At 34.3% G+C, this 26,653-nt stretch carries 24 protein-coding genes; 10 read left to right on the top strand and 14 right to left on the bottom strand.

The features are described 5' to 3' along the window. Positions 1-119: 119 nt before the first annotated feature. Positions 120-617 carry a phosphate-starvation-inducible protein PsiE gene (locus G8E00_RS13255; RefSeq protein WP_166012092.1) on the top strand — a complete coding sequence of 166 codons (498 nt, stop codon included), beginning with the start codon at positions 120-122 and terminating at the stop codon, positions 615-617. Positions 618-697: 80 nt separating this feature from the next. On the opposite strand, the gene G8E00_RS13260 is transcribed toward G8E00_RS13255, so the two are convergent. Beyond that, on the bottom strand, positions 698-1,255 hold the full coding sequence (locus tag G8E00_RS13260; protein ID WP_227591371.1) for an RcnB family protein: 558 nt from the start codon (positions 1,253-1,255) through the stop codon (positions 698-700). Between the two features lie 173 nt (positions 1,256-1,428). Here G8E00_RS13260 and G8E00_RS13265 point away from each other — a divergent pair, with 173 nt between their 5' ends. Beyond that, entirely contained in the window at positions 1,429-1,893 is a 465-nt protein-coding gene (locus G8E00_RS13265) for a hypothetical protein (RefSeq protein ID WP_166012094.1), read from the top strand. A gap of 124 nt (positions 1,894-2,017) precedes the next feature. Here the strand turns inward: G8E00_RS13265 and G8E00_RS13270 are convergent, their stop codons facing one another. The 3 genes from G8E00_RS13270 to G8E00_RS13280 form a co-directional block, all read right to left on the bottom strand. Then, complete coding sequence (locus G8E00_RS13270) at positions 2,018-3,481, bottom strand: phospholipase D-like domain-containing protein (RefSeq protein ID WP_166225303.1); 1,464 nt, start codon at positions 3,479-3,481, stop codon at positions 2,018-2,020. A gap of 108 nt (positions 3,482-3,589) precedes the next feature. Next, the gene (znuD, locus tag G8E00_RS13275; RefSeq protein WP_166225307.1) at positions 3,590-5,695 is read right to left on the bottom strand and encodes a zinc piracy TonB-dependent receptor ZnuD; all 2,106 of its coding nucleotides are present in this window, start codon (positions 5,693-5,695) and stop codon (positions 3,590-3,592) included. A gap of 156 nt (positions 5,696-5,851) precedes the next feature. Then, on the bottom strand, positions 5,852-6,907 hold the full coding sequence (locus G8E00_RS13280; protein ID WP_227591372.1) for an O-antigen ligase family protein: 1,056 nt from the start codon (positions 6,905-6,907) through the stop codon (positions 5,852-5,854). A 380-nt stretch (positions 6,908-7,287) separates the two neighbouring features. Here G8E00_RS13280 and G8E00_RS13285 point away from each other — a divergent pair, with 380 nt between their 5' ends. The 5 genes from G8E00_RS13285 (at position 7,288) to G8E00_RS13305 (ending at position 12,894) form a co-directional block, all read left to right on the top strand. Then, positions 7,288-8,055, top strand: coding sequence for a DUF4184 family protein (locus tag G8E00_RS13285; protein WP_166225313.1), 768 nt, complete (start codon positions 7,288-7,290; stop codon positions 8,053-8,055). Between the two features lie 212 nt (positions 8,056-8,267). Further along, on the top strand, positions 8,268-10,052 hold the full coding sequence (gene aspS / locus G8E00_RS13290; RefSeq protein WP_166012099.1) for an aspartate--tRNA ligase: 1,785 nt from the start codon (positions 8,268-8,270) through the stop codon (positions 10,050-10,052). Positions 10,053-10,184: 132 nt separating this feature from the next. Next, positions 10,185-10,403 (top strand): hypothetical protein, encoded by a 219-nt coding sequence (locus G8E00_RS13295; protein ID WP_166012100.1) that lies wholly within the window; start codon positions 10,185-10,187, stop codon positions 10,401-10,403. Between the two features lie 635 nt (positions 10,404-11,038). Next, the gene (locus G8E00_RS13300; protein WP_166225316.1) at positions 11,039-11,938 is read left to right on the top strand and encodes a glycosyl transferase; all 900 of its coding nucleotides are present in this window, start codon (positions 11,039-11,041) and stop codon (positions 11,936-11,938) included. A gap of 50 nt (positions 11,939-11,988) precedes the next feature. Further along, positions 11,989-12,894 carry a lipopolysaccharide biosynthesis protein gene (locus G8E00_RS13305; protein ID WP_166225319.1) on the top strand — a complete coding sequence of 302 codons (906 nt, stop codon included), beginning with the start codon at positions 11,989-11,991 and terminating at the stop codon, positions 12,892-12,894. Between the two features lie 4 nt (positions 12,895-12,898). Here the strand turns inward: G8E00_RS13305 and G8E00_RS13310 are convergent, their stop codons facing one another. Further along, complete coding sequence (locus G8E00_RS13310; protein WP_166012103.1) at positions 12,899-13,828, bottom strand: glycosyltransferase family 32 protein; 930 nt, start codon at positions 13,826-13,828, stop codon at positions 12,899-12,901. 898 nt (positions 13,829-14,726) lie between these two features. On the opposite strand from G8E00_RS13310, the gene G8E00_RS13315 reads away from it, so the two are divergent. Beyond that, a complete protein-coding gene (locus G8E00_RS13315) occupies positions 14,727-15,737 on the top strand; it encodes a glycosyltransferase family A protein (protein WP_166225322.1) in 1,011 nt (336 codons plus the stop codon). 22 nt (positions 15,738-15,759) lie between these two features. Here the strand turns inward: G8E00_RS13315 and G8E00_RS13320 are convergent, their stop codons facing one another. The 6 genes from G8E00_RS13320 to rfbB form a co-directional block, all read right to left on the bottom strand. Then, positions 15,760-16,506, bottom strand: coding sequence for a DUF4422 domain-containing protein (locus G8E00_RS13320; protein ID WP_166225325.1), 747 nt, complete (start codon positions 16,504-16,506; stop codon positions 15,760-15,762). Between the two features lies 1 nt (position 16,507). After that, a complete protein-coding gene (glf, locus tag G8E00_RS13325) occupies positions 16,508-17,656 on the bottom strand; it encodes a UDP-galactopyranose mutase (RefSeq protein WP_166225328.1) in 1,149 nt (382 codons plus the stop codon). Between the two features lie 145 nt (positions 17,657-17,801). Next, positions 17,802-18,347, bottom strand: coding sequence for a dTDP-4-dehydrorhamnose 3,5-epimerase (gene rfbC / locus G8E00_RS13330; RefSeq protein WP_166225331.1), 546 nt, complete (start codon positions 18,345-18,347; stop codon positions 17,802-17,804). Continuing rightward, positions 18,344-19,228 carry a glucose-1-phosphate thymidylyltransferase RfbA gene (rfbA, locus tag G8E00_RS13335; RefSeq protein ID WP_166225334.1) on the bottom strand — a complete coding sequence of 295 codons (885 nt, stop codon included), beginning with the start codon at positions 19,226-19,228 and terminating at the stop codon, positions 18,344-18,346. Before rfbA ends, rfbC begins: the two co-directional genes overlap by 4 nt. Next, the gene (rfbD, locus tag G8E00_RS13340) at positions 19,218-20,117 is read right to left on the bottom strand and encodes a dTDP-4-dehydrorhamnose reductase (RefSeq protein WP_166225337.1); all 900 of its coding nucleotides are present in this window, start codon (positions 20,115-20,117) and stop codon (positions 19,218-19,220) included. The genes rfbA and rfbD overlap by 11 nt, the downstream gene beginning before the upstream one ends. A 3-nt stretch (positions 20,118-20,120) precedes the next feature. Then, positions 20,121-21,188, bottom strand: a complete 1,068-nt coding sequence (gene rfbB, locus G8E00_RS13345; protein ID WP_166225340.1) for a dTDP-glucose 4,6-dehydratase — start codon at positions 21,186-21,188, stop codon at positions 20,121-20,123. A gap of 536 nt (positions 21,189-21,724) precedes the next feature. Between rfbB and G8E00_RS13350 the strand changes: the two genes are divergently transcribed. Continuing rightward, positions 21,725-22,612, top strand: a complete 888-nt coding sequence (locus G8E00_RS13350; protein ID WP_166225343.1) for a glycosyltransferase family 2 protein — start codon at positions 21,725-21,727, stop codon at positions 22,610-22,612. A 62-nt stretch (positions 22,613-22,674) separates the two neighbouring features. Here G8E00_RS13350 and G8E00_RS13355 read toward each other — a convergent pair whose 3' ends face one another. Both G8E00_RS13355 and G8E00_RS13360 read right to left on the bottom strand, forming a co-directional pair. After that, entirely contained in the window at positions 22,675-23,451 is a 777-nt protein-coding gene (locus tag G8E00_RS13355; protein WP_166225346.1) for a glycosyltransferase family 25 protein, read from the bottom strand. Between the two features lie 404 nt (positions 23,452-23,855). Beyond that, the gene (locus G8E00_RS13360; RefSeq protein ID WP_264821232.1) at positions 23,856-24,398 is read right to left on the bottom strand and encodes a dTDP-glucose 4,6-dehydratase; all 543 of its coding nucleotides are present in this window, start codon (positions 24,396-24,398) and stop codon (positions 23,856-23,858) included. A gap of 262 nt (positions 24,399-24,660) precedes the next feature. On the opposite strand from G8E00_RS13360, the gene G8E00_RS13365 reads away from it, so the two are divergent. Beyond that, positions 24,661-25,551 (top strand): glycosyltransferase family 2 protein, encoded by an 891-nt coding sequence (locus G8E00_RS13365; RefSeq protein ID WP_166225349.1) that lies wholly within the window; start codon positions 24,661-24,663, stop codon positions 25,549-25,551. A 66-nt stretch (positions 25,552-25,617) separates the two neighbouring features. Here the strand turns inward: G8E00_RS13365 and G8E00_RS13370 are convergent, their stop codons facing one another. Then, the gene (locus tag G8E00_RS13370; protein WP_166225352.1) at positions 25,618-26,388 is read right to left on the bottom strand and encodes a glycosyltransferase family 25 protein; all 771 of its coding nucleotides are present in this window, start codon (positions 26,386-26,388) and stop codon (positions 25,618-25,620) included. Between the last annotated feature and the right edge of the window lie 265 nt (positions 26,389-26,653).

A 26,653-nucleotide genomic window follows, 5' to 3' on the forward strand; every position in this document is an offset into this window, starting at 1 on the left:
ATTTAAATAAAAAAAAGCTTAAAATACAAATAAATCATGATTTTAATTTTTTATTTCTACATTTGCATGTAATTTGCATATTGATTATTAAAAGTTGTCATTTATCAAAAGGTTCTAATATGTCACACAAAGATCCAAAAATCGCAAAGATTGAATCCTTTCTTGATCGATTCGGGAACCTTGCTGTAGAAAGTTTTCATTATCTCGCACTGTTTATTATTGGCTGTATGGTCATTTGGTCAGCCGCACACACCGTTTATGATATTTTTAGCGTTAAACAATATGCAACGATTGACGATATTCTATTGTTATTTATCTATTTAGAACTTGGGGCAATGGTCGGCATTTACTTTAAAACCAATCACATGCCTGTACGTTTTTTAATTTATATTGCTATTACTGCGCTGACCCGATTACTCATTTCAGATATTCAACATACGCATAAAGCCAGCATAGATTTGGTGATTATTACGGGTTCGATTCTTATCTTGGCGATTTCAATTTTAGTGGTACGTTTTGCTTCTTGGAATTTCCCATCCGTGATCCGCGAGAAACATCAAGACAAACCATTGGCAGAGGGTAAAACGCCTCGTCCAGAAGATGATGAATTGGCTTGATGCAAAATTAAACTTAATAATCTGGCGATCTTAAACATGTAGAGAAATGATCCCAAATGCATCATTTCTCTACCCTTGGCTTAACGGCCATTGGGAACCATCAGATAACGACCATTCTCATAAATCCAGTGCATACCTGCGGCAGGTGCAGGTAAATTATAGCGTCGCCAATCCGTGATATACGTCATTCGTGAACTTTGGATAAAACCATTATTTCCATTCACAAAACCCTGTTGCTCAGAACGATATTCTGTATAACTTGGCAATTGTTGATGATAAGTGATGGTTAATCCATTTTGCACTGGATAAGCAGGATAATTTGGATAATGATGTCCGTGACCACCATGATGTGGCGGATACGGTGGATAAGGTCGCTGATAGTTCTGATAATGAGATTGGGGCAATGGCGTTGCATACGCATCCGCATTCTGACGATTAGACGTCCATGCCGTAGGGTCATATGACTGATAAGTTGATCTTGATGGTACTGATGGTTGCTGTACCACACGATAACCCCATTTTTGCTCAGCCATAACCGTCGTTGAGATCATTGAAGATATCGCTAAAACAGTAAGACTGAATAATATCTGATGTGAAAAAATATTTTTTTCAATTTTTTTATTGTTGGAATGATTCATGATGACACCTATGCGTATCAATTTTATAGTCATACTTTAAACCATAATTGCAGATAAATTATGAATAAAAATTAGGCAAATGTAAGGATCTCTCATTTTTATCTGAGCGAAACACTTCTTGATCTTGTCGCATCTGCTAATATAAGTTTTTTAAAACTGCTGGATCCCACGTCGTGTCTGACTTAAGTTTTGATCGTTTACATCAATTTTTTTGTAAAGTACCTAGTGTGCAAGAGTCCTTTATCGATTCCTATGGTTCAGATGGCAAACATGCTTGGTGGTTTAAATTTCAAATTAATATTGAGCACCCATTGGCTTGGCAAACTGTTCAAGAATTAGGACATGTATTGAACTACATCTCTAAAAATGAGCGTTTACCAACTCAGTTTTTACCCGTTTCGCCACCGCCATATATGAATGGTGAAGCAAAACAGTTTTTGTCATGGGTCATTCAATGCAACCATGAAGATTTTTCGCCAGATGTGGTTTGTGACTGGTTAGAAGCTCGCTTACCGCAACCTGTTGAAGAAGCTGACAGCTGGAAGATCAAAACAGATATTAAAGAATTGGAAAATGAGCTTGAAAGCATGACAGATAAGGATTTGGATCAAATTATTCCACCAAATCCACAGGCTTAATTGTAACTCATCTCTCCCCTTGTGATGCTGTGCTTCTCATCTCCTAAAAGGAGAAGGAAATAGCCCGTATAAGGCGCGATTTAAAGCTCCTTCTCCCTATGGGAGAAGGTTGGGATGAGGGATATTAAAACGTCGACACCCCACTCCATTCCATAAAGCGATAAGTTGCATATTTAAATTTTGATTCATCGGCATAAGTTTTGTACTCAACACTCATGTTTTTACCGTTCAAATTTGACCATGCGGTATCAAAATACTGCTGTGCATCAACAAAAACAGGGGCTTTTGACTGACCTAAAACTCGTATATCCGTTTCCAAATTATAATTTTTTAAATTACGAGCTGTAAAATTCGCTGAACCTAAAATCATTTCTGAACTTTGTCCAGATTGTTTAATCATCATTTTGCTATGGCACTGTTCACCTTGAGTATTACACCATCGAACATCAATGCCTGCTTTATAAAGCTCTGAAGCCACAGGACGGTTTGGAATACCATTTTTATGCCGACCAAATGCATCTTTATTCGGATCAAGTAAAATGCGAAGTTTCACGCCACGTGCTTTGGCATCTTTAAGTGCCTGTATAATCTGACGCTCAGACAAGTAAAACATGGCTAAATCGATCTGATCATTGGCTTTGGCTGTATCTAGCATATTTAAGATTGCATCTAGAATCGCTTTTTCAGTTAACACCTGAACTTGTGGAAGATATTTATCACGCGCTAAATCGCCAATAACCACCCCTGGCATATTGGCTTTTGACATTTGCCCAACCACTTGTTCAGTTTTCAGTACATCAGCAGCTGGCGCACCTGACACCACCAACGCCACATTGGAATGGCGTGAACTGCCATCATGCGGATTCATAGACGTGACTAAAGCTTTCCAACCCTCAGGGGTATCGACCACTAAAGTTTTCCGATGATTGGCTTTAAAATTAAACAATGCAAAATAACTACGCAATGTGACTTTGCCTTCCCCTAAAGGATTTTTCAACCAGCCTTTTTCTGGATTATTCCCAACGTTTTGGCAACATAAATACCAAAAACCAGACCATAAAGGATTTGAAGCTCTAAGTGGTGTTAAATCTGTTTCAATGAGGTCTACACCTACTTTACGCAGCTCGCGGTAATGACTTGGTGCAATACCACCATACACTGAGTTCACTGGATCTGTAATAAACTTAATTTCAATATTCGGATGACTTAACTTTTTAGCAACCAAAGCATCCGTTAATTTTTGCGTCAGTGCCTCGTGTTTCTTTTTAGACTCACCCACTTCTTTATTGAATAAGAACATATCTACCACTATGGTGGTTTGCGCCTCATCAATCAACTTCAACATCTCATTGAAAATATGATGTTCTTGTTGCTGTTGTTGTTTCGCATCCATAAAGGTTTGATCGGCTAAAAACTTCACGTCTGCATGGCGCAGTTTGCCTTTAAAATTCAAACCTTCTGGCAATGGTTTATACATATGAAAAATTGCAGAAGATAAATAGCCCAATACAAAAAGACCTGCAATAAGGCCAAAATAGCGACGGCGTGACCAATTTAATTTTTGATGAATTCGATCAAAGATACGCATAGTAAAAAACCTAGTCTGTTATCAGCAGACTAGGTTTAATTGTTTTATTTTTCAAGGGGAATTGTGTTGAATATCCATTTTAATCGATCAATTTATTGATGATCTCAGTTAGAATCCAAATTCAAGTCCCAGTGTAAAATTACGCCCAACTTGCGGGATATTCGCCAAGAATGAACTATGTGAATAAACTTCATCATCCAATAAGTTATTGGCTTTCACATAGACGCGATAATCGTTAGATTGAGCAAATTTCCCTGCATATGCAACACCCAAATTCACCATGTTATATCCCGAGGTTTCTTGCTCAAAGCTTGCAAACTTATCTTGATTAAGCACATGATAATACTCAGCTGAACCTGACCAACCATCGCTAAATTTAACATCAGCACGTGTCCCTAAACGACCCGCTGGCACGCGTGGTGCATTTTCAGCTTCAATTTTTCCACGTACATAATCACCAAATACACTGACTTTGTACCAATCATTCAATTGATAAGCTGCCTCTGCTTCTACACCGTAAAATTTTGCTTTGTCTTGTCGATAATCCACGAGGCGGAAATTTTTATAGTTATATGTGGTGTCGGCATAAATGTAATTATCGAAGTGGTTGTAGTATGCATGTACGTGATAATCAAGTTTTCCGTTATCAAAATGCAGTCCCAATTCTGCATTATTGGATTTTTCTACATCAAGATTTTCATTACCACGCTCGTAAGTATTGGTCGCTAGATGTTTGCCATCTGCATATAGCTCTTGCGCTAAAGGTAAACGCTCCTGATGTGAACCCACCAAGGACAATTTATAGTTCGGAGCAAATTCCCAGTTGATCGCTCCTGAATATGAAAAACCATAATCATCATAATTTTTCTTATTCGAGCTGATATCAATTTTTTGCTGATCGACACGTGCGCCCAGTTCTAAGTGAAAATCGCCCAGCTGTTTGTGCTCCAAACCAAATAGACTCCACTTCTGAGTTTTATTTGGCTCTAAAATAGATTCTTCACCGGTAATATTCAGTTTTTGCTGATTGTATTGTGCTCCAATCACACCTTCCCAACCTGCTAGTGGAAGATGCACCAACTCTAAACGACCATCGTAACCTTTACTTTTAAATGTCGTTGCAGCCTCGCCACCTTCAATTTCATCATGTTTATAGTCAGTATAACTGGCATGCGCACGCAATTTTTCAAACCCAGCAAAAGGATTATTGAGTTCAGTTCTAAAATCATAGCGCTCTGATTTCAAGTCCACCCATGGACCAGACTCATGGTCATGGTCATGGTCATGGTCATGGTCATGGTCATGGTCATCATGTGCTGAATGATCGTGTTCATCTTCATGTTGTTCGTTATGATGGCCGTCACAATGCAAATGATCTCCATGCGGGTGGCAAGACTCATACTCGTGATTGTGTCCAGGTAGACCATATTTGTCCTTTCGATTGCTATAGGACACACCTACAAAACCACGGTCGTGAATCCAGGACCCACCGATACTGACATTTTGACCTTCGGCAAAAGTATTACCTACACGACGTTCTTTTTCCAACTCACCATCATGATCATGGAAATAATTTGGCGCGATATAGTCGTTGGCTTTTCGCTTGCTTCCTTCTACACGAATCGCAAATTGATCCCCTATCGCAGCTGTTACGCCTGCACTCGCGAGTTTCTCATCACTACCTGAGTTGTAACGCACACCTACTTGGCCTTCATAGCCTTTTTCAGGCATTTGTGTCGGGATTTTTTGATCCGTTACATTGACCAATCCACCTACAGTTCCTGCGCTATAGAGTAAGGTCGATGGCCCTCGAATCACTTCAACTTGCTTGGCTAAAATTGGGTCGACTGTCACAGCATGATCAGGAGAAAGTGTAGAAACATCGGCCGTTTCAGAGGCATGCTCTAAAACTTTGACACGCGGTCCTTCTTGGCCACGAATCACTGGCCGGCTTGAACCTGCACCAAATTGATTAGAATAAATACCCAACTCACCTGCCAATGCATCACCAATTGTCGGTGCGCCTTGTGCTAATTTTTTCTGATCAATGACTTCATCTGCCACAGCAAAATCTGCTGCAGATTGATTTAGAGGATGTGCTTGTAATTCAATGGTTTCTAATTTTTGAGTTGTTAGTGGTTGTTCTTCAGCGAAAATTTGCGCTGAAATCAGCATCAATATAGATGATGTGATGACATTTTTATTAAAAAACATGACAAAGGCTCAAGTGTACATTAGGCTAATTTTTGTTATGTTATAACATTTTACTATTTTTACAAGCATTAATATTCATCAAATTAGATCCACTTGAATTTATCAATTGGCTAAAAATTATATATGTATATGATTTTTAAAATTTTATTTTATCCATTATTTTTGAATTTTTTTCAATTTCAATGATTGTAAAGTGATTATCGTCATTAAAGAAGCTGTAATCCAATAAAACAAATATGTGGTATTGATAAAAAATAAATAGTATTCAGTTAAACCACAAATCATGTAATACACTACAAAAAGCAGTCCTGTAAATGCTAGATTTTGAATATTTAAATCTGGATTAAAGCATTGTTTCGCAAAAAAAATCAGTGCTGAAAAAAATGTAAATAGTAAAGCAAAGATACCCAATACGCCATGTGCTGCAAGCTCATGAAAATAAATGCTGTGTAAATGCTGAAAGCAGCGTGGCAATTGTTTTAATGCTTGTGATCTGCAATTGTCTTCTTGAATTGCATACATGCTCCTGCCTACGACAGGTGACTGCTGAAAAAGATCAATGCCCCGTTTCCATAGAAACAATCGAATCCCTGAACTATTTTGATAATTCTGCTGATACACAATTAGGTCAGCATCACGTTGTAGTTGTTCAATACGTTGAAACATGGGCGATTGTGGAATAAGAATATTAATCAAAATAAAACTTAGCAGCATTGCCCACATCATCAATAGCTTCTTTATTCGTGTTTTTCTGTACATATAAGTCAAAGCAATCAGGACAATGGGAATACCGAGCCATGTCCCACGTGAACCATGTAGAATCAACATAAACATGGTCAACAAACTCACAATAAGGTACAGGTACGACGCACGATCAGATCGCAAAAATGAATAACAGAGCAACACGATACAGAGTGAAATAAACCCGATGTCATAACTAATCACAGGATCAAAAAACTTAACGAAATTTAAGCGATCAAAATTGAGCTCAAAAGCGTAATAGACGAAATATAAAAAAAGAAAACTGAGTGTAATAACAATCACTGCATAAAAATGGCGTATTTGTAGCTGTATTGCTTGATAAATTGTGGGTAAAAGTACAAATGGAACAATCCAAACATACTGCCGAATAATATTTTTATAGGTAAATGTATGTTGTTTTGGAATATCATCCAATCGCCCCATCAAGTACTCAGGTATCGTAATAAACACACAAGCAGATATACAAAAGACGATCAGATAAACACTGGGTCGAATCACTGGATGCTTAATGCTTATAAGCAGAAAAGAGACAACAAAAAAGATAGAAATATAGTGATTTCGAAATGGAAGATTAAAGGCATAATGAAATGAAAAAATTAGAAATAAAAATCCGATTAAAATTATAAACTTATAGTGTTTTAACTGGTCCAATAATGCATTCATTTAAAACCTATAGAGTATTATCTTCCTGATATATAGGTATATAGTAGCTTCTATAAGAATATTTCATGATCAATATCTATGAATATCAACAATATGCTACTTATTGTTACTTAGATAACTTATAAATGTAGTAATCTCAGCTCAAAATATTTGTTATATTTTCCAAAATGCCTTTTACGATATCTCATGCTGTATTAGCCCCTCCTTTAGCCAAACTCAGCAAACATTTTTTACCATTAAGTGCGCTGGCAATTGGCACGATGACTCCTGATTTATTTCGGCTCTTTGTCTCTTCTGATTATGGATTGACCCATGAATGGAAAGGGATCATTGTTCCTGACTTATTGATTGGTCTATTTTTTTGCTTACTTTGGTATGCGTTGTTTCGACCTGTCGTTTTTCGCACTATTGGCATAAAAAAACCCCTTAATATTAATAGTTTTGATCAATTTTGTGGTTTTGTTCTTCGAATTTGTGCTGCGCTTATTGTAGGTATTGCCACACATTTGATTTGGGATGGTTTAACACATTCAGACTTTCGAACTTTTGCTTTTAACGACTTTTTAAATCAAAAAATCGTATTATTCGGTCATGAATATGTCATGCACCGTATTTTACAAATCAGCACGTCGATTATTGCACTCCCGATTTTATTTTGGATGATCATTCAACATATTCGACTATATCGTGTAGATACTGCCATCTCCGCAAAAATGAAGAGGTTTGCTTTTGGTCTTATTGGACTGGCAACTATTTGTGGTCTAATTAACTATGCACAATTTGCCTTGACTGATGGACTAGCGTTTTGGAGCAAAGATTTATACCTTTATATTGGTAGATCCATTAACCAATTTTCCCGAGCATGGTTACTCATCTTTAGTTTAGGCTGTGCTGTATTCTTGTTTCTGGATTATCGAAAATATTTCGATCGGTAAATTATCAACGCCAGTATTGCGACAAAGTGCTATAATTTTGCGTTGTTTATATTGCATCAATACACACAACATAAACGTATTAAACGAATTTTTGCCAATTTCTGATCTAGTTCTTGTGACTCATTTCCCAAAGAGGCATAATTCAACATTCTAAAGCGGTACGCTGTTTACGTATACGCTGCCTTAACCCATATAGTTGGATTTTTTACGCCATGATGCGAACTCATTACTGCGGTTCTTTAACCGAAGCTCAAATTGACCAAACCGTTACATTATGCGGTTGGGTTCACCGTCGCCGTGACCACGGTGGTGTTATCTTTCTAGATATGCGTGACCGTGATGGTCTCGTACAAGTGGTTATTGACCCAGATACTCCTGAAGCATTCGCAACTGCTGACAAAGCACGTTCTGAATTTGTATTAAAAATTACAGGTCGTGTTCGTCGTCGCTATGAAGGCACAGAAAATGCCAACATGGTGAGTGGTCAGATTGAAGTTTTAGCAAAAGAAATCGAAGTTCTTGCTTCTTCTGAAACTCCTCCATTCCCCCTAAATGACGAAAACGCAAACATTTCAGAAGAAGTACGTTTAAAGTACCGCTTCTTAGATATTCGTCGTCCAGAGATGATCGACCGTTTACGTTTCCGTTCTAAAGTAACAACGTTAATTCGTAACTATTTAGATGAACATGGTTTCCTTGACGTTGAAACACCAATCTTGACACGTGCGACACCTGAAGGTGCGCGTGACTATTTAGTGCCAAGTCGTGTTTCGAATGGTAGTTTCTATGCGCTTCCACAATCACCACAATTATTTAAACAATTGTTGATGGTAGGTGGTGTTGATCGTTACTACCAAATCGCAAAATGTTTCCGTGACGAAGATTTACGTGCAGATCGTCAACCTGAATTCACTCAAATCGACATCGAAACATCGTTCCTAAACGATGATGACATTATGGATTTGATGGAAGGTATGACCGTGAAGATGTTCGATGAACTTCTTGGCGTGAAATTCGATAAATTCCAACGCATGACTTATGCAGATGCTATGCGTGACTATGCATCGGACAAGCCTGATTTACGTATCCCTTTGAAATTGGTTGACGTTGCAGACATGATGCAAGACGTTGAGTTCAAAGTTTTCGCAGGTCCTGCTAAAGATCCTAAAGGTCGTATTGTTGCACTTCGTGTACCAGGCGCAGGTTCTCTTCCACGTAGTCAAATTGACGAATACACTAAATTTGTCGGCATCTATGGCGCGAAAGGTTTGGCTTACATTAAAGTCAATGAACTTGAAAAAGGTATTGAAGGTCTTCAATCTCCAATCGTGAAATTCATCGAGCCTATCGTACTTGATTTGTTGAAACGTGTTGGCGCTGAAAATGGTGACATCGTATTCTTCGGTGCAGATAAAGCGAAAGTTGTAAACGATGCAATGGGTGCTTTACGTATCAAGATTGGTCACGACATGAACATGGCGACTTGTGAGTGGGCTCCGCTTTGGGTTGTTGACTTCCCAATGTTCGAAGAAACTGACGATGGCAAATGGACCTCTGTTCACCACCCATTCACGCTTCCAAAATCAAGCGTTGAAGAAGTGAAGAACAACCCAGGTCAAGCATTGTCTGTTGCATACGATATGGTATTGAACGGTACTGAAATTGGTGGTGGTTCACTTCGTATTTATACTTTAGAAATGCAAAAAGCAATTTTCGAAGCGCTTGGTATTTCTGAAGAAGAAGCAGAAGAAAAATTTAGCTTCTTGTTAAATGCGCTTAAGTTCGGTGCTCCTCCGCACGGTGGTTTGGCATTTGGTCTCGACCGTTTAGTAATGTTGATGACAGGTTCATCTTCTATTCGTGACGTGATTGCATTCCCGAAAACCAAAACTGCTGAGTGTCCATTGACTCAAGCACCTGCACCAGTTGAAGCGAATCAATTGCGTGATTTGGGTATTCGTTTACGTGAAAAACCAAAAGCTGAAGAATCTAAATAAGTCTTAGATTTTAAGTAAAAAAACCCTGCTCTTGCAGGGTTTTTAATGCATATAAATAGATACTACGAACTAAATTGAGATAAATCGTGAAAAATGGCATAATAGTGCTATTCATTTATAGGTATTTTGCTCATGGCCATGCGTCCAGATGTTCGTCGTCATACCATTGTTATTATTGTCTTTTGTATCGCTCAATGGGCATTCATGCGCTATATCTTAAATGAGCAATTATTTAACCTCACGACATATCAACGTATTGTTTACTTTAGTACCAGTAGCTTTATCGCAGGTTTTGGCTCTATTGTTGCCTTAATCTATATGGTCATCAAAGGAAATGACGATAAAAATTAATTTTCAAATGTCTACTAAATACTAGCCATGCCTTTCATGTACGTATTGGCATGGTCAACACAAAATTAACACGTTGTAAATTTCAATCGTTTTTCGTAAATTTCTACAAATTTCATTTTCATAATGAACGCTTAAATAGATTTCATAAAAATTTCAATCACTCACCTTAAAATCACTAAAATTTTATCTTCTATTTTTTTCAAGTTTTATCTCAATATCGCATTAAATTTAAAAATGTTGTTCGAAAAATTTTAATCCATCGATGATGCTCCACTTCTGTTTTCCCTTATCAATACAATTGATGATTGATCAAAAGACTTTCATAACCTGCATTGAGCATTTACATCTTTAAAAAAAGACAATTCACAATCTACCTTCTATTAAACGAGTGGCGACCATCTTGTCTCCTCATGATTTGATCAACCTACACTTTAACTAATTTAAAAAGATGTTTAAAAATATTATTAAAAAACAATTTCCTTAATGATTGATTAAATAATATATTAGAAAAAATAACTGATCAAAACACTATACAAAGAGCGAATCATTTAGCCAATAAAAATGCCAAAAATGGCTGAAATATGCCTTGTATACCATGATCAATACAAAATAATTCAAAAAAATAAGGCAAAAATATGAATGGACAAAACATTAAAGTGTTCGTGGGGTGTGATCCAAATAATTGTGACTTAGAACAAATGATGGTATTGGATTACAGCATTCAAAAACATACCTCAATCCCTGTCGATATCATTTGGATGCAACTTTCTCGTGATGCTTCAAGCTTTTGGTATACAGACACTCAACGTAAACAAGGTTGGCATACAGAAAAATGGGCGACTCCTTTTTCGGGATTTCGTTGGGCAATTCCATCCTATTGTGGATACGAAGGCCGTGCCATTTATATGGACACCGATGTGATTGTATTGTCAGATCTCTATGAATTGTGGACACATCCCATTGAAGGCAATGCAATTGTTGCCGCTAAAGGTGGCAAAAGTACAGCACGTCTTTGTACCTGCGTCTGGGATTGTGAAAAGGCCAAGACTATTCTTCCTAATATTGAGTTAGTTAAAAATGATCCTGATAGTCATAAAAATTTAATGAAAATGATTAAGGAACATCCTGGATACGTTGAGCCTTATCAAGATCATTACAATTGTATTGATGGTGAAGCATTAGATCTATCTGAAATTAAGATTTTGCATTATTCCGATATGGGTACTCAATTTAGTCATAAATATGCTTTACCAAGACTTAAACAAAATCATGCTGAACATTGGTTTGATGGTGAAATATTCGAGCATCCTCGACAAGATTTAGCCACATTATTTGATCAGTATTATCAAGAAGCTATAAATGCTGGATTTAAGCTAGAAGACTACATGATTGAACCTTATGGCTCATTCTATAAAGCTTCACAAAAAAATTATCATGGCAATAGAGTAACCCGTGATATTAAAGAAAAATCATGGTTTAAGCAGTTAATAAGAAAAATGAAGCCACGTACACAAAACTTCATTTTGGATGACTAAGACCTCAATAATCTAATAAAAAATATTACAAAAACTTAGGATCTTGAACAATGACAGATCTATTTTTTAATTACGTTGTCCGCAATTTTGCGAAATATATTTATAAAGCTTTCTGTCCAAAGTCATATAAACATAATCGTCGTTATTGGCCTTTTTATCGTGTCATACGTAACGCTGATGGGTATATCGAAAGCGTTTATTTTAGAAATAAACTCATTGCAGATCATCGATCAAATGTTCGAGTTTCAAATCATGCTTGTATGCTTGTTGCGACAGGTCCCTCTGCGAAACACATCCCTACAAAATTTATCAATAATGATCAGGTCGATTTTATTGGTGTAAATGGTTCCATTGCGCTTTCCAATATCAATTTTAAACACTATGTGATTATTGACCATGATTTTGTACAACATCGATTTGATCTGGTTCAACAAGTCCTTGCATCAGACTGTAATTTATTTACCACTATACGATGTATGGATGAAATTTTAAAAAGAGTATCAATAGATCAAATTGTTTGTGTCATCAACATTATTGAAATTTATAGTTCAGGCAAAATTGAGCGATTAATGCAGCCAAGCCAACAGCAAGATATTCATCACCCCAATTATTTTTTTCATCAGAACTTTGGTTTCTCTTTAAATTATCGAGATGCAACATTTGATTATTTCACCGTGGCTTATACAGCTTTACAGATTGCGTTTGGTCTTGATTACACAACAATTTATATGATCGGGGTCGATTTGAATAACCTCAATCAACCTCGATTTTATGAAACTGAAGAGCATAAACAACCCACATGGTTAAATCAGCATCTGGATGCCATTTTAACTGCTTTTTATACTGCGTCTTTGGCTTCTCAACAACAGAATATCCGTGTTTATAATCTTTCAGAACATAGTTTACTGGAATGCTTTCCTAAACGATCATTTACTGAGGATAATGAGCCGATGTAGAGATCTATGAGTCATTTTTCTTCTTAAAATCTAAAAGGGAGTTTTCAAAAAACATACCTTTTTCATAGAATCGAGCAATATGATTTCGCTCCTTCGCTGCAAATTTGATCAGCTTAGGAAATTCACCCTGTTGATGATTTAGCGCCATATCGATCAATGTTTTTTCTTTTATCCAACGATTCTTTACTTGATAGAAAAATGCATTCTGATCACAATCGATCAACGTAATACTCGGTTGGTGTTCGAGCATGATCATTTGGCAAACCACATATGAAATCAGATATTCTGGATTACTCATGCGCTGAAAAATCTTGTGACACTCAGGCATAGTCTTGCGAATATTTTTGATATATTGTTTCGGCCCAATCTGAATGGCTTTTAATAACTCTGAATACCACGTCTTTAAAAAGGGATTGTTTTGTGTACTGGCTAATAACCAATTTTCAATCACAGGTGAATCGAGTTCAGTGGTGTTTTTTTTACGATAGTATGCAAAAATTTCAGTCTGATTTTTTTCAATGAGTGTTTGAATCCAATCTAATGGCTCATAAACGATAATACTCGCATCTAGCCAAATACCGCCATGTTGATATAACAAATTCAAGCGAATTAAATCTGCTTTATGTTGCGGCAGATTAATATTCAAGCCTGTAAAATCAATATCACAATATTTGCTTAAATTTTCTGGTGATAAAAAAAACACTTCATATTCTGGATTACGCACACGGATATTTTCTATACAATCCTGAACAAAAAGCTGAATACCTCCTTCCCAATAGATCCAAATTTTTTTTGGGATATAAGACAATTGAGACGTAGGATTTAGTACAAGAGTATTTGCATAGTTATCAATTTTTAGATTGTTACCCCGCTTTTTATTTCGATACATGAAATAGTATTTAATTTGATAAAAGATTTTTTTTAAAATTTTCACTTTATCTACTTTTAATTTTTAATGAATATATTCTTAATAATTTAATTAAATTCTCAAGACAACTCAATAAATGATTGAAAATTTAATTAAAATAATCAATTTTAAATCTAATGAGTGAAATCTATTAAAAAAACTTGAAATTGTCTTAAGTATCAACTCAAGACTATAATATGCTTCTTTAAAAGCATATCAAGGTTTATGTTTGATAGAACTAATTTGTTAGGAAGTTGCATCTGGAAATAAATTATTTAGACTGAATTTTCGTTTCTGAATTAGGTATATAGTTATCAAATTTTAGCAACTATAGCCTTTTCTGGGCAAATACCAACTATTCCCTTATACAACTATATCCAAAAAATTTGAATATTTTATCCAAATTTATATAATTAAAAAATTATATAGAGTAATTAACCACAATTTTGATCATAAAAAATTGTACGCTTTGAGCTGATAATGCTAAAAATTAATCATAAAATTACATTAATTTTATGATTTTAAATAAATTTTTATCATAAATTCGGATTAATTAAAGTAAATCCCTTAGCTAATTTTGCTTGCCCTATATACACAAAATTAAAAGCCACAATAAGTTTTTAATCATAATTTTAGAAAACTGAATATTCAAATTTTCATGAACAAAAATATGAATATTAATAAAAATTTCAATTAAAAACCAAATTAGCTTTGCTAATTTATAATTAATTACTCAAAGCCAATTCACAATTACATCATCACATTCATAGTATTACTATTATTAAGCTGATAAAAATATTTTACACAAATATTTGATGTAATTTTTATTGAAATTTATTTTTTTTTTGCTAATAATATCCATACAAAAACAATATTTTATTTAATATAGAATATTAATTTCTAGATACATTAGGATTGGTCAAAAATGTTTGTGAGTATTATTGTTCCTAGCTATAACCATGCTCCTTATTTAGAAAAAAGAATTCAAAGTATCCTGAACCAAACCTACCAAAATTTCGAAGTCATTTTACTCGATGATGTCTCACCAGATCATAGTGCCGAAATATTATTATCTTACAAAAATCATCCTAAAGTTTCACATTGTATTATCAACGAACAGAACTCTGGTTCCACATTTTCTCAGTGGAATAAAGGACTGAGTTTAGCTAAAGGTGAGCTGATTTGGATTGCAGAGTCAGATGATGTCTCTGATTTATCTTTTTTAGAAAATTTAGTTACGCAATTTGAAATAAATCCGAATTTGACTATAGCTTACTGCCAATCTCATCGTATGAATGCAGAAGGTATAGTAACTGGAGACTGGAAAGACTATACCGATGATCTCGATTCTGAAATCTTTGAATCAGATTTTACGATGCTTGGTTCAGAATATATTGAACGGTTCATGATGACCAAAAATACTATTCCGAATGCTAGTGGGGTTGTTTTTAAAAAACAAACCTATTTTCACGTCGGTGGCGCAAACCAGAAATTAAGATGGATTGGTGATTGGGCAATTTGGTCTAAAATCGTAGCAGAAGGCGAGATTTTCTTTACAGCGCAAAAATTAAATTTCTTTAGGTATCATGCCACAAGCGTTATTGCCCGAGCAGTCAAAAATATTGATCATATCGCCATTAGAAATGAAGTCATTGGGTTTAGAACAGATGTTTGCCATTATTGGGAAATGAAAGCCAAACAAAATCCTAAGTTTTATTCTATCCTGAAAAAAAATAATAAATATTTATTCAAAGAAATTAGTCGAAATGCCTCATTTGCCATACGTAAACGACAATACAAGCATATTATTCCAACCACAAAATTAACATTAAAAAGTTGTCCGATATATTTGTTACCACTTTATACCGTCAAGCTTTCACTGAAATTGATTTATTCTTTTCTGATTGATGCACCTATTCGAAAAATATTTAAATAAAAAAGAGGCTTTTGCCTCTTTTTTATTCCAACATCAACACATCTTGATAAGATAAATTAATCTCTTTTCGATGATGATAGATATAAACATTCAATAAACGCTCTGATAAGAAGCCATAAAGTCTAGCTTGATAGGTATCATAATCATCAATATTAATCTTTTCCTTTAATGCAAATAATATGGTAAATAACCACTCGCAGTATCCATCGACAAATGCTCGATCTGCAATAAACATATTATATAAGCTTAATCCCATCTTCGAATTTGAAATATGCTCAAATGATTTTACATATTCGGGATAAAGTGTATTGATCGTTTTACCTAATTCATCCCAATCCTTAGAAAAATGATTCAAGCAGAACTGCTCATAGTTTGAAAAATAATTTTTTTTATTGAATTTCCAAAATTTTTCGATCGATTTTAAAAAAGTAACTTTTTTAGCAACAATGACATTCACACCTTGCTTTTCTTGATAATCAGCAACATTAAATATCTTATGCTCTTGAAGCAAAGCAGCAGATCCAGAAAAATAGCGACGATAATGAACTAAACCTAAAACTTCAGCATCACTGTTTTTCCACATCCAATACAAAGCAGTCAATTCACAAAAATTTTTATTTAAATACGAAATATTTTCACCAGAATTATCTGTTTGAATATTTAACTCTAAATCACTAAGTGCTTTTCCTACATGAATCGGTCTATATATTTCAATATCTGGAAATATATAATCTTTATGAGTCGCTACATAAATTTCGATTTTTTTCATGTCAGAATGCTTCGTTATGGTAAAAACTACGGATTGAATTTTGATTCGAAATATCAGTTAAAATACGACTTGAAACATTTAAAGCTTCTTCAATCGTCACATCCATATCCATATAACGGTAGGTTCCTAAACGCCCCACAAAAGTGACATTTTGCTCTATTTTTGCTCTTTCTATATATTTTTTCAAAAGATGTTTATCATCAACTAAGCGTATCGGATAATACGGAATATCTCCTTCCTCGCAGTGACGGCTATATTCTTTAAAATAAATCGTTTTTTCATGTTCTTCCCAAGGCGCAAAATGCTTATGCTCCGAAATACGGGTATAGGGAATCTCTTCATCACCATAATTCATCACAGCTGTACCTTGAAAATCTCCTTCTGCCTCATATTTTTCAAAATCAAGTGTCCGATAACCCAAGCGACCTTCACTATAATCAAACCATTGATCGAGTTGACCAGTCCAAATGACGTGATCAACACTATCTTTCATATCTTGACTAAAGCTCGTATCCAACTGAATTTCTATATTTGGATGATGCAAAATAGATTCAATAATTGGAGTGTAGCCTTCTTCAGGAATTCCCTGATATTTGTGTGCAAAGTAGTTATCATCATAATTAAAACGCACAGGCAAACGCTTCAAAATACTTGCTGGTAACTGAGTAGGCTCACATCCCCACTGTTTTTTAGTATATCCCCTAAAAAATGCGGCATATAAATCTTTACCAATAAACTTTAAAGCTTGTTCCTCGAAGTTTTTAGGCTCATCTATTGATTGATCAGCAATAGAGGCAATCCAATGTTGTGCTTCACTTGGTGAAAATAGCTTTTGATAAAACTGATTAATCGTGTGCAAATTAATAGGAAGTGAATAAACTTGATGCTGATATGTTGTTTTAACACGATTAATATAAGGTTTAAATTTTCCATGCTGATTCACATATTCCCAAACTTTTTCATTATTGGTATGAAAAATATGTGGACCATACACATGTTCCATGACTTGAGTACTTACATCTCTTTTTGTGAAGCAGTTACCAGCGATATGTGAACGCTGATCTATTACTTTTACCTGATGATTTGCTTCAGCTAAAGCTCGAGCAACGACAGCACCGCTAAATCCAGCACCAACAATTAAAAAATTCATTAAATTTTCATCCAAAACCAACTGAATTTCACTTCAGTAGTTTTTTAAACCCCATACTAAAGTGACTAAATCACTTCTTTTTGAAAAAAATATGATTTAGTCACATTGAAATATCAACTATTTGATTGATATCAAAAAAGTTTTATTAAAACTTAGGTGCTATCTTATCCTTATCACTCACTAATACGTCATCGACCTGATCTAAAGGCCACTCGATTGCAAGTGTTGGATCATTCCAAATAATTGCCCCTTCACTTTCATTGTTATAATAGTTGGTTGTTTTATACAAAAATTGAGTATTATCTTCTAAAGCAATGAACCCGTGAGCAAAACCTTCTGGAATCCAAAACATGGTTTTGTTTTCAGCACTTAACTCTATCCCAACCCATTGACCATATGTTTTAGATTCTGGTCGAATATCAACTGCAACATCCCAAACTCTACCTTGAACAACACGTACTAACTTGCCTTGACCATAAGGCGCACTTTGAAAATGCAAACCACGTAATACACCTTTTTGAGAAAGTGAATGGTTATCCTGAACGAAGTTTGGAATAGGCAAATTTAACTCATTCAATGCTTGTTCAAATTTCTGCAGGTTAAAGCTTTCCATAAACCAACCACGATCATCACCGAAAACATTGGGCTGGATAACTAAAAGACCTTCAATTTTTGTCTTTTCAATTTTCATTTCACTTCGTCCAATAATTTAAATAGGTATTGACCATACTCAGTTTTTTTCAATGCTTCTGCACTTACAGTCAACTGCTCTTTAGAGATCCAACCATTGTGAAAACCAATTTCTTCAAGACAAGCCACTTTCAAAGACTGTCTTTTCTCAACTGTATATACAAATTGACCCGCTTCCAATAATGATTCATGTGTACCCGTATCTAACCAAGCAAAGCCACGACCAAGCAGTTCAACATTTAAAGAACCATCATGCAAATACGCATTATTGATGTCTGTAATTTCCAACTCACCACGTGCAGAAGGTTTTACTTGTTTAGCAAACTCAACCACACGGTTATCATAAAAATATAAACCCGTGACTGCATAATGCGACTTCGGCTGAGTTGGTTTTTCTTCAATACTTAATACTTTACCTTGAGCATCAAACTCAACAACACCAAAACGCTCAGGATCAGTCACGTGGTAACCAAAGACAGTCGCACCATGTTCTACATTACTCGCTGACTCAAGTTGTTTACCAAAGCTTTGACCATAGTAAATATTATCGCCAAGAATTAGACACACATGGTCATCGCCAATAAACTCTTCACCAATAATAAAAGCCTGTGCTAAACCATCTGGTGAGGGCTGAACTTTGTAACTCAACTCAATTCCAAATTGAGAACCATCACCCAGTAACTTTTCAAAATTTGGCAAATCTTCTGGTGTAGAAATAATGAGAACTTCATCTATACCTGCCAACATAAGCACAGATAAGGGATAGTAGATCATCGGTTTATCATAGATTGGTAATAATTGTTTAGAAACACCCTTAGTAATTGGGTGTAACCGCGTTCCAGAGCCACCAGCTAAAATAATACCTTTACGCTTAATTTTCATTAATTAATAGCTCCGTTAAAGTGCGTCGCACGCCATATTTCCAATTTGGTAAATTGAGTTTGAAAGTCTGCTGTAATTTCTGTGTACACAATCTAGAATTTAAAGGTCGATGGGCTGGTGTTGGATAAGCTGTTGTCGGAATTGAATTAATCTTAGAAATTTTTAATTCAGCACCTAATACTTTTGCTTGTTCAAAAATATAATTTGCGTAGCCAAACCATGAAGTCTCACCACTGGCGACCAAATGATAGAGACCCGATTTTTTATGATCTGTAGAGATCTGAGGAATCGCTTGAGCGGTTACGTCTGCTATGAGTTCGGCTGAAGTTGGTGCACCCATCTGATCTGAAATAATTGATAATTCTTCACGTTGCTGTGCTAAATTCAACATTGTTTTTAAGAAGTTTTTTCCCTTGGTTGCATAGACCCAAGAGGTTCTAAAAATAAGATAATTACAGCCACTTTCTACAATCGCTTGTTCGCCCAATGCCTTGGTTCGACCATATTCATTGACCGGATCCACTTGATCTGACTCTAAAAAAGCAATATCACCTTGACCTGAAAACACATAGTCCGTTGAATAATGTACTAATATTGCTTTGGTCTGTTGACATGCTTCAGCAATCTTTTTTACAGCAAGATGATTGACGACATTTGCTAAGTCTTTTTCCGTCTCAGCCAAATCTACAGCAGTATAAGCACTAGCATTTACTACGATGTCAGGTTGAAGCTTTAAAACCGTATTGAAAACTGCCTCAGGGTCAGACATATCTCCACTTAAATAATCAAAGCCTAAACGATCAAGAGCAATCAATTCACCCAATGGCGCTAAAGCCCGCTGCAATTCCCAACCAACTTGACCATTTTTACCTAAAAGTAAGATTTTCATAAATTAGCCTTGATACTGCTTTTCCAACCAAGACTGATACTCACCGCTTTGTACACGAGATACCCATTCCTGATGATTTAAATACCACTCTACAGTTTTTCTTAAACCTGTTTCAAACGACTCTAGTGGTACCCAACCTAAATCACGCTTGATTTTACTTGCATCTATGGCATAACGTACATCATGACCTGGTCGATCTTTTACATAGGTAATTAAGTCTTTGTAGTTTTGCACACCTTCAGGTTTATTTGGAGCGAGCTCTTCTAAAAGTTCACAAATGCCATATACCACATCCAAATTGGTTTTTTCATTATGACCACCAATGTTATAAGTTTCACCTATTGAACCTTCAGTCACAACTTTATATAAGGCCCGCGCATGATCTTCAACAAATAGCCAATCACGAATTTGCTGACCATTTCCATAAACAGGCAAAGGTTTCCCTTGAAGTGCGTTCAAGATCATCAGTGGAATTAATTTTTCAGGGAAATGAAATGGACCATAATTGTTCGAGCAATTGGTCACGATCACGGGTAAACCGTAGGTTCTATTCCATGCACGAACTAAGTGATCTGAGCTTGCCTTACTTGCAGAATAAGGCGAACTTGGCGAATATGAAGTTTCTTCGGTAAATAAATCTGTTGTGCCTTCTAAATCACCATAAACTTCATCAGTTGAAATATGATGAAATCTGAAAATATTTTTCTTGTCATCATCTAAATTTTGCCAATATGCACGACTGGCTTCGAGCAATTGATACGTTCCAATAATATTTGTTTGTAAAAAAGCATATGGCCCAGAAATCGAACGATCTACATGTGATTCCGCAGCTAAATGCATCACCAAATCTGGTTGAAATTCTTGAAAAAGAGTATCTAAATTGGCACGATCACAAATATCCGTTTGGGAAAATTGATATCTAGTATTATCCGATACAGAAATTAGGGATTCTAAATTGCCTGCATAAGTTAATTTGTCTATATTTAGAACGTGATGTTCAGTATTATTAATAATATAACGAATAACAGCAGAACCAATAAATCCAGCACCGCCTGTAATAAGTATGTTCAAGCGCCCTCCCAATCTCAAATTTTAAAAAGTTTTTTGAATTTTAACATGATTTATTGAATAATAATGCATTGCAGTATAGAGTTGTGATAAATAAAAATTTTGATTAAATTTCAATCACATGTATTTTTATACGTTATAAAATTTTCATTATTTTTTTAACTTAAGTTACAATTATTTCAATATAAGTTTAAATATTGCTCAACACAAATTATCAATGTAAACCTTAATTTTTAATATTTTTAAAAAATAAATATAAATTATTTATAAATCCAAACAAATATAAATAAATATTATTTATTAATTTAACAATCTATAAAAATATTTTATTAGTTGTCTATTTAAAATATTTCACTTTAAAAATATTTTTTACCGTTTATAAACACCCCCTTTCCAGACAGATAGTTTATCAAGATATAATGAATATTACACACTCAGACCAAATACTATTTTTTTCAAAATAGTAAGATTTGTGCATTTTTAATCGCTTATTTTATGGTAACCTTTATTAGTCATCACTTCAATTTATTTGCCAAATTATGCAACTCTCGATTCTTATCGTAAACTATAATACTGAAAATTATATTGAAAAATTTTTAAATGATCTTAATGATCAAACTCTATCTAGTGACTTCTACGAAGTCATTATTACTAATAATGTACAAAATGAAAAATTAAGATCAACCATTCTAAATAATACTAAAATTCAAAATTTAAATATAAAAATAGTTGATTCTGAACGTAATTTAGGCTTTGGTAGAGCAATGAATCTTGCTGCCAAAATTGCTCAAGGTCATCAGCTTTTAATTGCCAATCCTGATCTCAGAATGTTGGAGAACAACTATCTTGAAAAATTACTCAAAAGTGCAGAATCACATAATAATTATGGAATTATAACAACTCAAATATTGAATGATGACAATAAAGATACATCAGAGTATCGATTCTATGAATTTGGAAATAATTTAGGCTATGATAATCAAACTAACTGGTTCTGTGGCGCACTGTTATTAATCAAAAAAGAAATTTTCGAAAAAGTATCAGGTTTTGATCCTGATTTTTTTATGTATTGTGAGGACGAGGATCTATGTTTACGTATAAAAAAGTTGAATCTCCCATTAGTCAAGTTAGATGAATTATCAATTTATCATAAAGGCGGTTCTAGTGAACCTTTAAAAGATTATGCTTTCTATCACCGATGGTTCAAATCTAAAATTTTGTTTGCAAATAAGCATTATTCCAGTAATGATTTCAAGCATATTTTAGATAATATTGAAAACAAAGCTATTAAAAAATATACACTTTATAAAGCTTTAAGATTCACTGGGATTGCAAAATACAAATCAAGATATGACAAATGGAATGCAATGAAAGATTGTGTTCAAAAAACTAAAATAGAATCAGTGGATTGGTTATACTTCAAATAGTTAGAAAAGATAAAGAGTAAATTGCTTTGTTCATTCAATTTACTCTTTTAAAAATTTGAATCTTATTTAAATTCAATGGGCTTTTTAAAGATTGAGGTATTAATCTGTTGCTTTAGTCGATTCAACTCTCTTGAAAGCCTATCACCGAATGTTCGAGCTTTACTTTCTATTGCGCGTCGATCTTCACGTTGTTTCTCCAAACAACTTAAAAAATTATCATCTTCACATTTTACATATAAGTAACTTTGTATACAGATAGCCGGTTTCATCTGATACAAAGAAAAGTTTTCTGGATGAAATTTACGATCAAATAAAATATGATCCAAAGGCTCCGAAATCTCATTACATGTAAGATATGACATCAAACACTGGGCGGCATTCAAGCTTAAAATATAACCTGCAGCCCCTAAATGACGACACTTGAGTTTAACCAATTGACGACCATTGCCAACTAGAATCCCTCTTCCCTCATGTAATATTTTTTTTGAAAAAGCCTCAAGCTTAATCACATCCCATGAATGATCTATCCAGTCGTCTTGATTTAGATAACAATTGGCGTGTTCACCTAAATAAACATCATCCTCAAAAATGGCTAAATGCTGAATATTTTCATCAATCATTTTCTGCCATAGCGATACATGACTCATAAAACAAGCTATTTCACCTTGAGTCAAAAAACCAGATTTAAACATTAACCCCATTTCTTTGGCTTTTAATTCAGCAAAATTAGGTGTTAATGCATCAAAAAAATCAAAAACAATATTTTGTGAACCAAATTGATATTCAATATGTGCTCTTCTATCCAACGCACTTTGAAGACTAATAACGATACTTCTCATTCAATTGAAACCTAAACCGTTTTCTCATAGCAAAATATTAAATGTATATTTCAATAATCTATCAACATAGCTTCTGTATGAAATATAATAAATTAAGTAGTTAATAGGCATTATATAATTATTGATTATACAAATAATTACTACACATATCACTAATTTTAGATTTTATATGTATAAGAAATACTTATAATTAATATTGAAATTATTTAATTTATTTTTTAAAAATAATTACACTGTTCATTCCCATGATTAAACTCAGTAAAAATTAGTAATTTTCTTCATTCAAATACCATTTTATGGTTTTCATTAAACCTTTTTTAAAACTGATTAAATAATCCCATTTTAATTTATTTCTAATTTTAGACGTATTTATCACATAACTTTCATCATGACCAAGACGATCATCAACATAAGTCATTAAAGCATTTAGATAGTCCATATCGAATTTTTGATGTGTCGATAATTGCTGCATAAGGTGAGCTGGGTCTATAAACAGATTGTTCGGTAAAAGGCTGATCAACTTCGGAAGCATCACCATAAACCTCATCTGTTGAAATATGTAGAAATCGAAATTTTGACTGCTTATGACGTGGTAAATTTCCCCAGTAACATCGACTTACTTCGAGTAAATTAAACGTGCCAATAATATTGGTTTCTATAAACGCTTGCGGTCCAGCAATAGAACGATCTACATGTGACTCGGCCGCAAAGTTCACCACTAAATCTGGTTCAAAGAAGTTAAATGCTGAATTTAAGTCATTGAAATTGCATATATCAACTCTACAGAACTGATATCTATTGTTTTTTTTAAATGAATGATTAAGCTGAATATTTGCAGCATAAGTGAATTTATCAACATTCAAAATTTGATATTGAGTATGCTCAAGTAGATAGCGAATAAATGCAGATCCAATAAAACCTGCTCCACCAGTGACCAGAATTTTCATTTTTATATCCGTTATTGTTCTTTTGCCATCTAAAAAAAGATTAAATATCAATATTTTTTCATCATATAGATGCTTATGTTTTGAAGAAGAGTATCAGCCAATACCCCTACTTTTATTGAAGACAACTCTTTTGTTCATCAGTTTTCAAACATGCAATGAAATATTTTTCACCTATTTTTAGAACATATTTGTCTATGATGGATTCCATGTATCCCAGACTATGATAATCTTTCGGGTCTTTGTTTTGACTTCAATGATCATCATGCAACTCTCAATTCTTATTGTAAATGAAAATACTGAGAATCTTATTGAGAATTTTTTGCTTGAACTAAAGCAACAATCACTAGCCCTAAATACATATGAAATCATTATTGCAAATAGATACAATAATCAAAGTCTTAAAGACTCGATAAATTCAAATCTAACTTTGAATGGACTGAATATAAAAGTATTAGAAGTGGAACACGATTTAGGTTTTGGTGCAGCTATAAATCATGCAGCACAACATGTGCTTGGCGATACATTGTTAATCATCAATCCAGCAGTACACATTCCACAGCGTGATTACTTAGTCCAATTACTGAAGCATGCTGAAAATATTGATCATTACGGATTAATGAGTACTCGTGTCATAGATCGTTATAACCAAGATATCTCGACACATCTGCTCTATGAATTTAATCATGATCTGGGTTTTGAAAATCAAATCAATTGGTTTTCACGAGATTTATTGTTGATCAAAAAAACGGTATTTGAACAAATTTCAGGTTTTGATCCTGACTTTTATCAATATCATGAAGATCAAGATTTGTCGCTTCGGATTAAATTACTTCAATTACCCTTGATCAAGTTGAATGATCTTGAAGTTCGATTAAATGATTCCAAACCCAAACCATGCTTAAGCTATTCATTTTATCAAACTTGGTTTAAATCAAAAATTCTATTTGCTTATAAGCATTTTACGTCGTATGACTATGTTCGACTACTTTACCAATTAGAATTAAAATCCACTAAAAGATCTAAAATTTATTCGATTCTGTGTTTGACTGGTATCACAACATTTCAACATAAAAAAGTGAAATGGACTGCTATCCGAGATAGTATTCATAAAACCATCAATGAATCAGCGCAATGGCTTTATTTGAAAAAATAAAAAAGGGATAATCCATCCCTTTTTTAAATTCAAACTCTTAATTCAAATTCTTAATTCAAATGAGTATTAGGTTGATGAATTTGAAAGCAAATGCTTCACGGCATACATACGATCACGCCACATTCTTTTTTGCTTTTTAAACTCAAATGAACGACTTCGATTTTCCTTTTGTTTTCTTGATATTTTGTCAGTAGCGACAGTACCTAAAATATCACTATCGAGACCATCAGGCTCAACCAATGCCGGCCATACCCCTAAGCCTTTTCCATTTTGGCTTAACCAAGACTGGAAGAAAATATCAACAGGTTGAGTCATAGGTCTGCATCGTTTGACAAACTCTTCAGCCCCCTTTCTAGACCACACCAATCCCAATCCACGGATAGGAAAATAAAAGGCGTGCCATAGTGTAAAATTATCAAATTGAGTTATATCGCGTGATAATTTTTTCTTTTTCGATGCAATATTAATTAAATACCAATCTAGAGATGGATGCTCATGTAGATATTCCAGTAGTCGATTTAATTTTGTAGAAAAATCATTTGAAATTTTCATATCATCTTCTAAAACAACCAAATAATCCGCATCGGTCGTTAAGAATTTTTCAACGCAACCTACGTGGCTTAAATAACACCCTAATTCTGAATTCAGTAACCTACGCCCTAAAAGCTGTTGAGTGAGTTCATCATCATAATCCTCAAAATCTGAAAGCGATTTGCCACGACCATCATATGCAGAAAAACGCTCAAAGGACCACCCCACTTGATCTAGCTGTGCCTTAGATCTTGAAAATCTTTCAGCACTACCCTCTAAATTTATTAAATACGTTACAACTTTCATTTCAATTATTCACTACTGAATTTTTCACTGATTTCTAAAGCCTTTAGTACAACGTTTGATATTTTATTACCAGCACATACAAAACGCTTCATGATATATATTGGATAAATTTTATTAACCTTATGTAATAACATTGATTCCAAATACGTTGAATTTACCTCAAATTTCTAAATACCCATATAAATTTTAGGAACACAGCAAAGGATTGATCGAAAAATCTCAGGCTGAATCTTTTAATATATATGAATCTTCAATCATTATTTTA

The sequence above is a fragment of the Acinetobacter shaoyimingii genome (genome assembly GCF_011578045.1).
Taxonomy (GTDB): domain Bacteria; phylum Pseudomonadota; class Gammaproteobacteria; order Pseudomonadales; family Moraxellaceae; genus Acinetobacter; species Acinetobacter shaoyimingii.

Bases quoted from the DNA above. Each gene is read 5' to 3' on its own strand.
- G8E00_RS13255 (WP_166012092.1), top strand. From the start codon at position 120: ATGTCACACAAAGATCCAAAAATCGCAAAGATTGAATCCTTTCTTGAT.
- G8E00_RS13260 (WP_227591371.1), bottom strand. From the start codon at position 1,255: ATGAATCATTCCAACAATAAAAAAATTGAAAAAAATATTTTTTCACAT.
- G8E00_RS13270 (WP_166225303.1), bottom strand. From the start codon at position 3,481: ATGCGTATCTTTGATCGAATTCATCAAAAATTAAATTGGTCACGCCGT.
- znuD (WP_166225307.1), bottom strand. From the start codon at position 5,695: ATGTTTTTTAATAAAAATGTCATCACATCATCTATATTGATGCTGATT.
- G8E00_RS13285 (WP_166225313.1), top strand. From the start codon at position 7,288: ATGCCTTTTACGATATCTCATGCTGTATTAGCCCCTCCTTTAGCCAAA.
- aspS (WP_166012099.1), top strand. From the start codon at position 8,268: ATGATGCGAACTCATTACTGCGGTTCTTTAACCGAAGCTCAAATTGAC.
- G8E00_RS13295 (WP_166012100.1), top strand. From the start codon at position 10,185: ATGGCCATGCGTCCAGATGTTCGTCGTCATACCATTGTTATTATTGTC.
- G8E00_RS13300 (WP_166225316.1), top strand. From the start codon at position 11,039: ATGAATGGACAAAACATTAAAGTGTTCGTGGGGTGTGATCCAAATAAT.
- G8E00_RS13305 (WP_166225319.1), top strand. From the start codon at position 11,989: ATGACAGATCTATTTTTTAATTACGTTGTCCGCAATTTTGCGAAATAT.
- G8E00_RS13315 (WP_166225322.1), top strand. From the start codon at position 14,727: ATGTTTGTGAGTATTATTGTTCCTAGCTATAACCATGCTCCTTATTTA.
- G8E00_RS13320 (WP_166225325.1), bottom strand. From the start codon at position 16,506: ATGAAAAAAATCGAAATTTATGTAGCGACTCATAAAGATTATATATTT.
- glf (WP_166225328.1), bottom strand. From the start codon at position 17,656: ATGAATTTTTTAATTGTTGGTGCTGGATTTAGCGGTGCTGTCGTTGCT.
- rfbC (WP_166225331.1), bottom strand. From the start codon at position 18,347: ATGAAAATTGAAAAGACAAAAATTGAAGGTCTTTTAGTTATCCAGCCC.
- rfbA (WP_166225334.1), bottom strand. From the start codon at position 19,228: ATGAAAATTAAGCGTAAAGGTATTATTTTAGCTGGTGGCTCTGGAACG.
- rfbD (WP_166225337.1), bottom strand. From the start codon at position 20,117: ATGAAAATCTTACTTTTAGGTAAAAATGGTCAAGTTGGTTGGGAATTG.
- G8E00_RS13350 (WP_166225343.1), top strand. From the start codon at position 21,725: ATGCAACTCTCGATTCTTATCGTAAACTATAATACTGAAAATTATATT.
- G8E00_RS13355 (WP_166225346.1), bottom strand. From the start codon at position 23,451: ATGAGAAGTATCGTTATTAGTCTTCAAAGTGCGTTGGATAGAAGAGCA.
- G8E00_RS13360 (WP_264821232.1), bottom strand. From the start codon at position 24,398: ATGAAAATTCTGGTCACTGGTGGAGCAGGTTTTATTGGATCTGCATTT.
- G8E00_RS13365 (WP_166225349.1), top strand. From the start codon at position 24,661: ATGCAACTCTCAATTCTTATTGTAAATGAAAATACTGAGAATCTTATT.
- G8E00_RS13370 (WP_166225352.1), bottom strand. From the start codon at position 26,388: ATGAAAGTTGTAACGTATTTAATAAATTTAGAGGGTAGTGCTGAAAGA.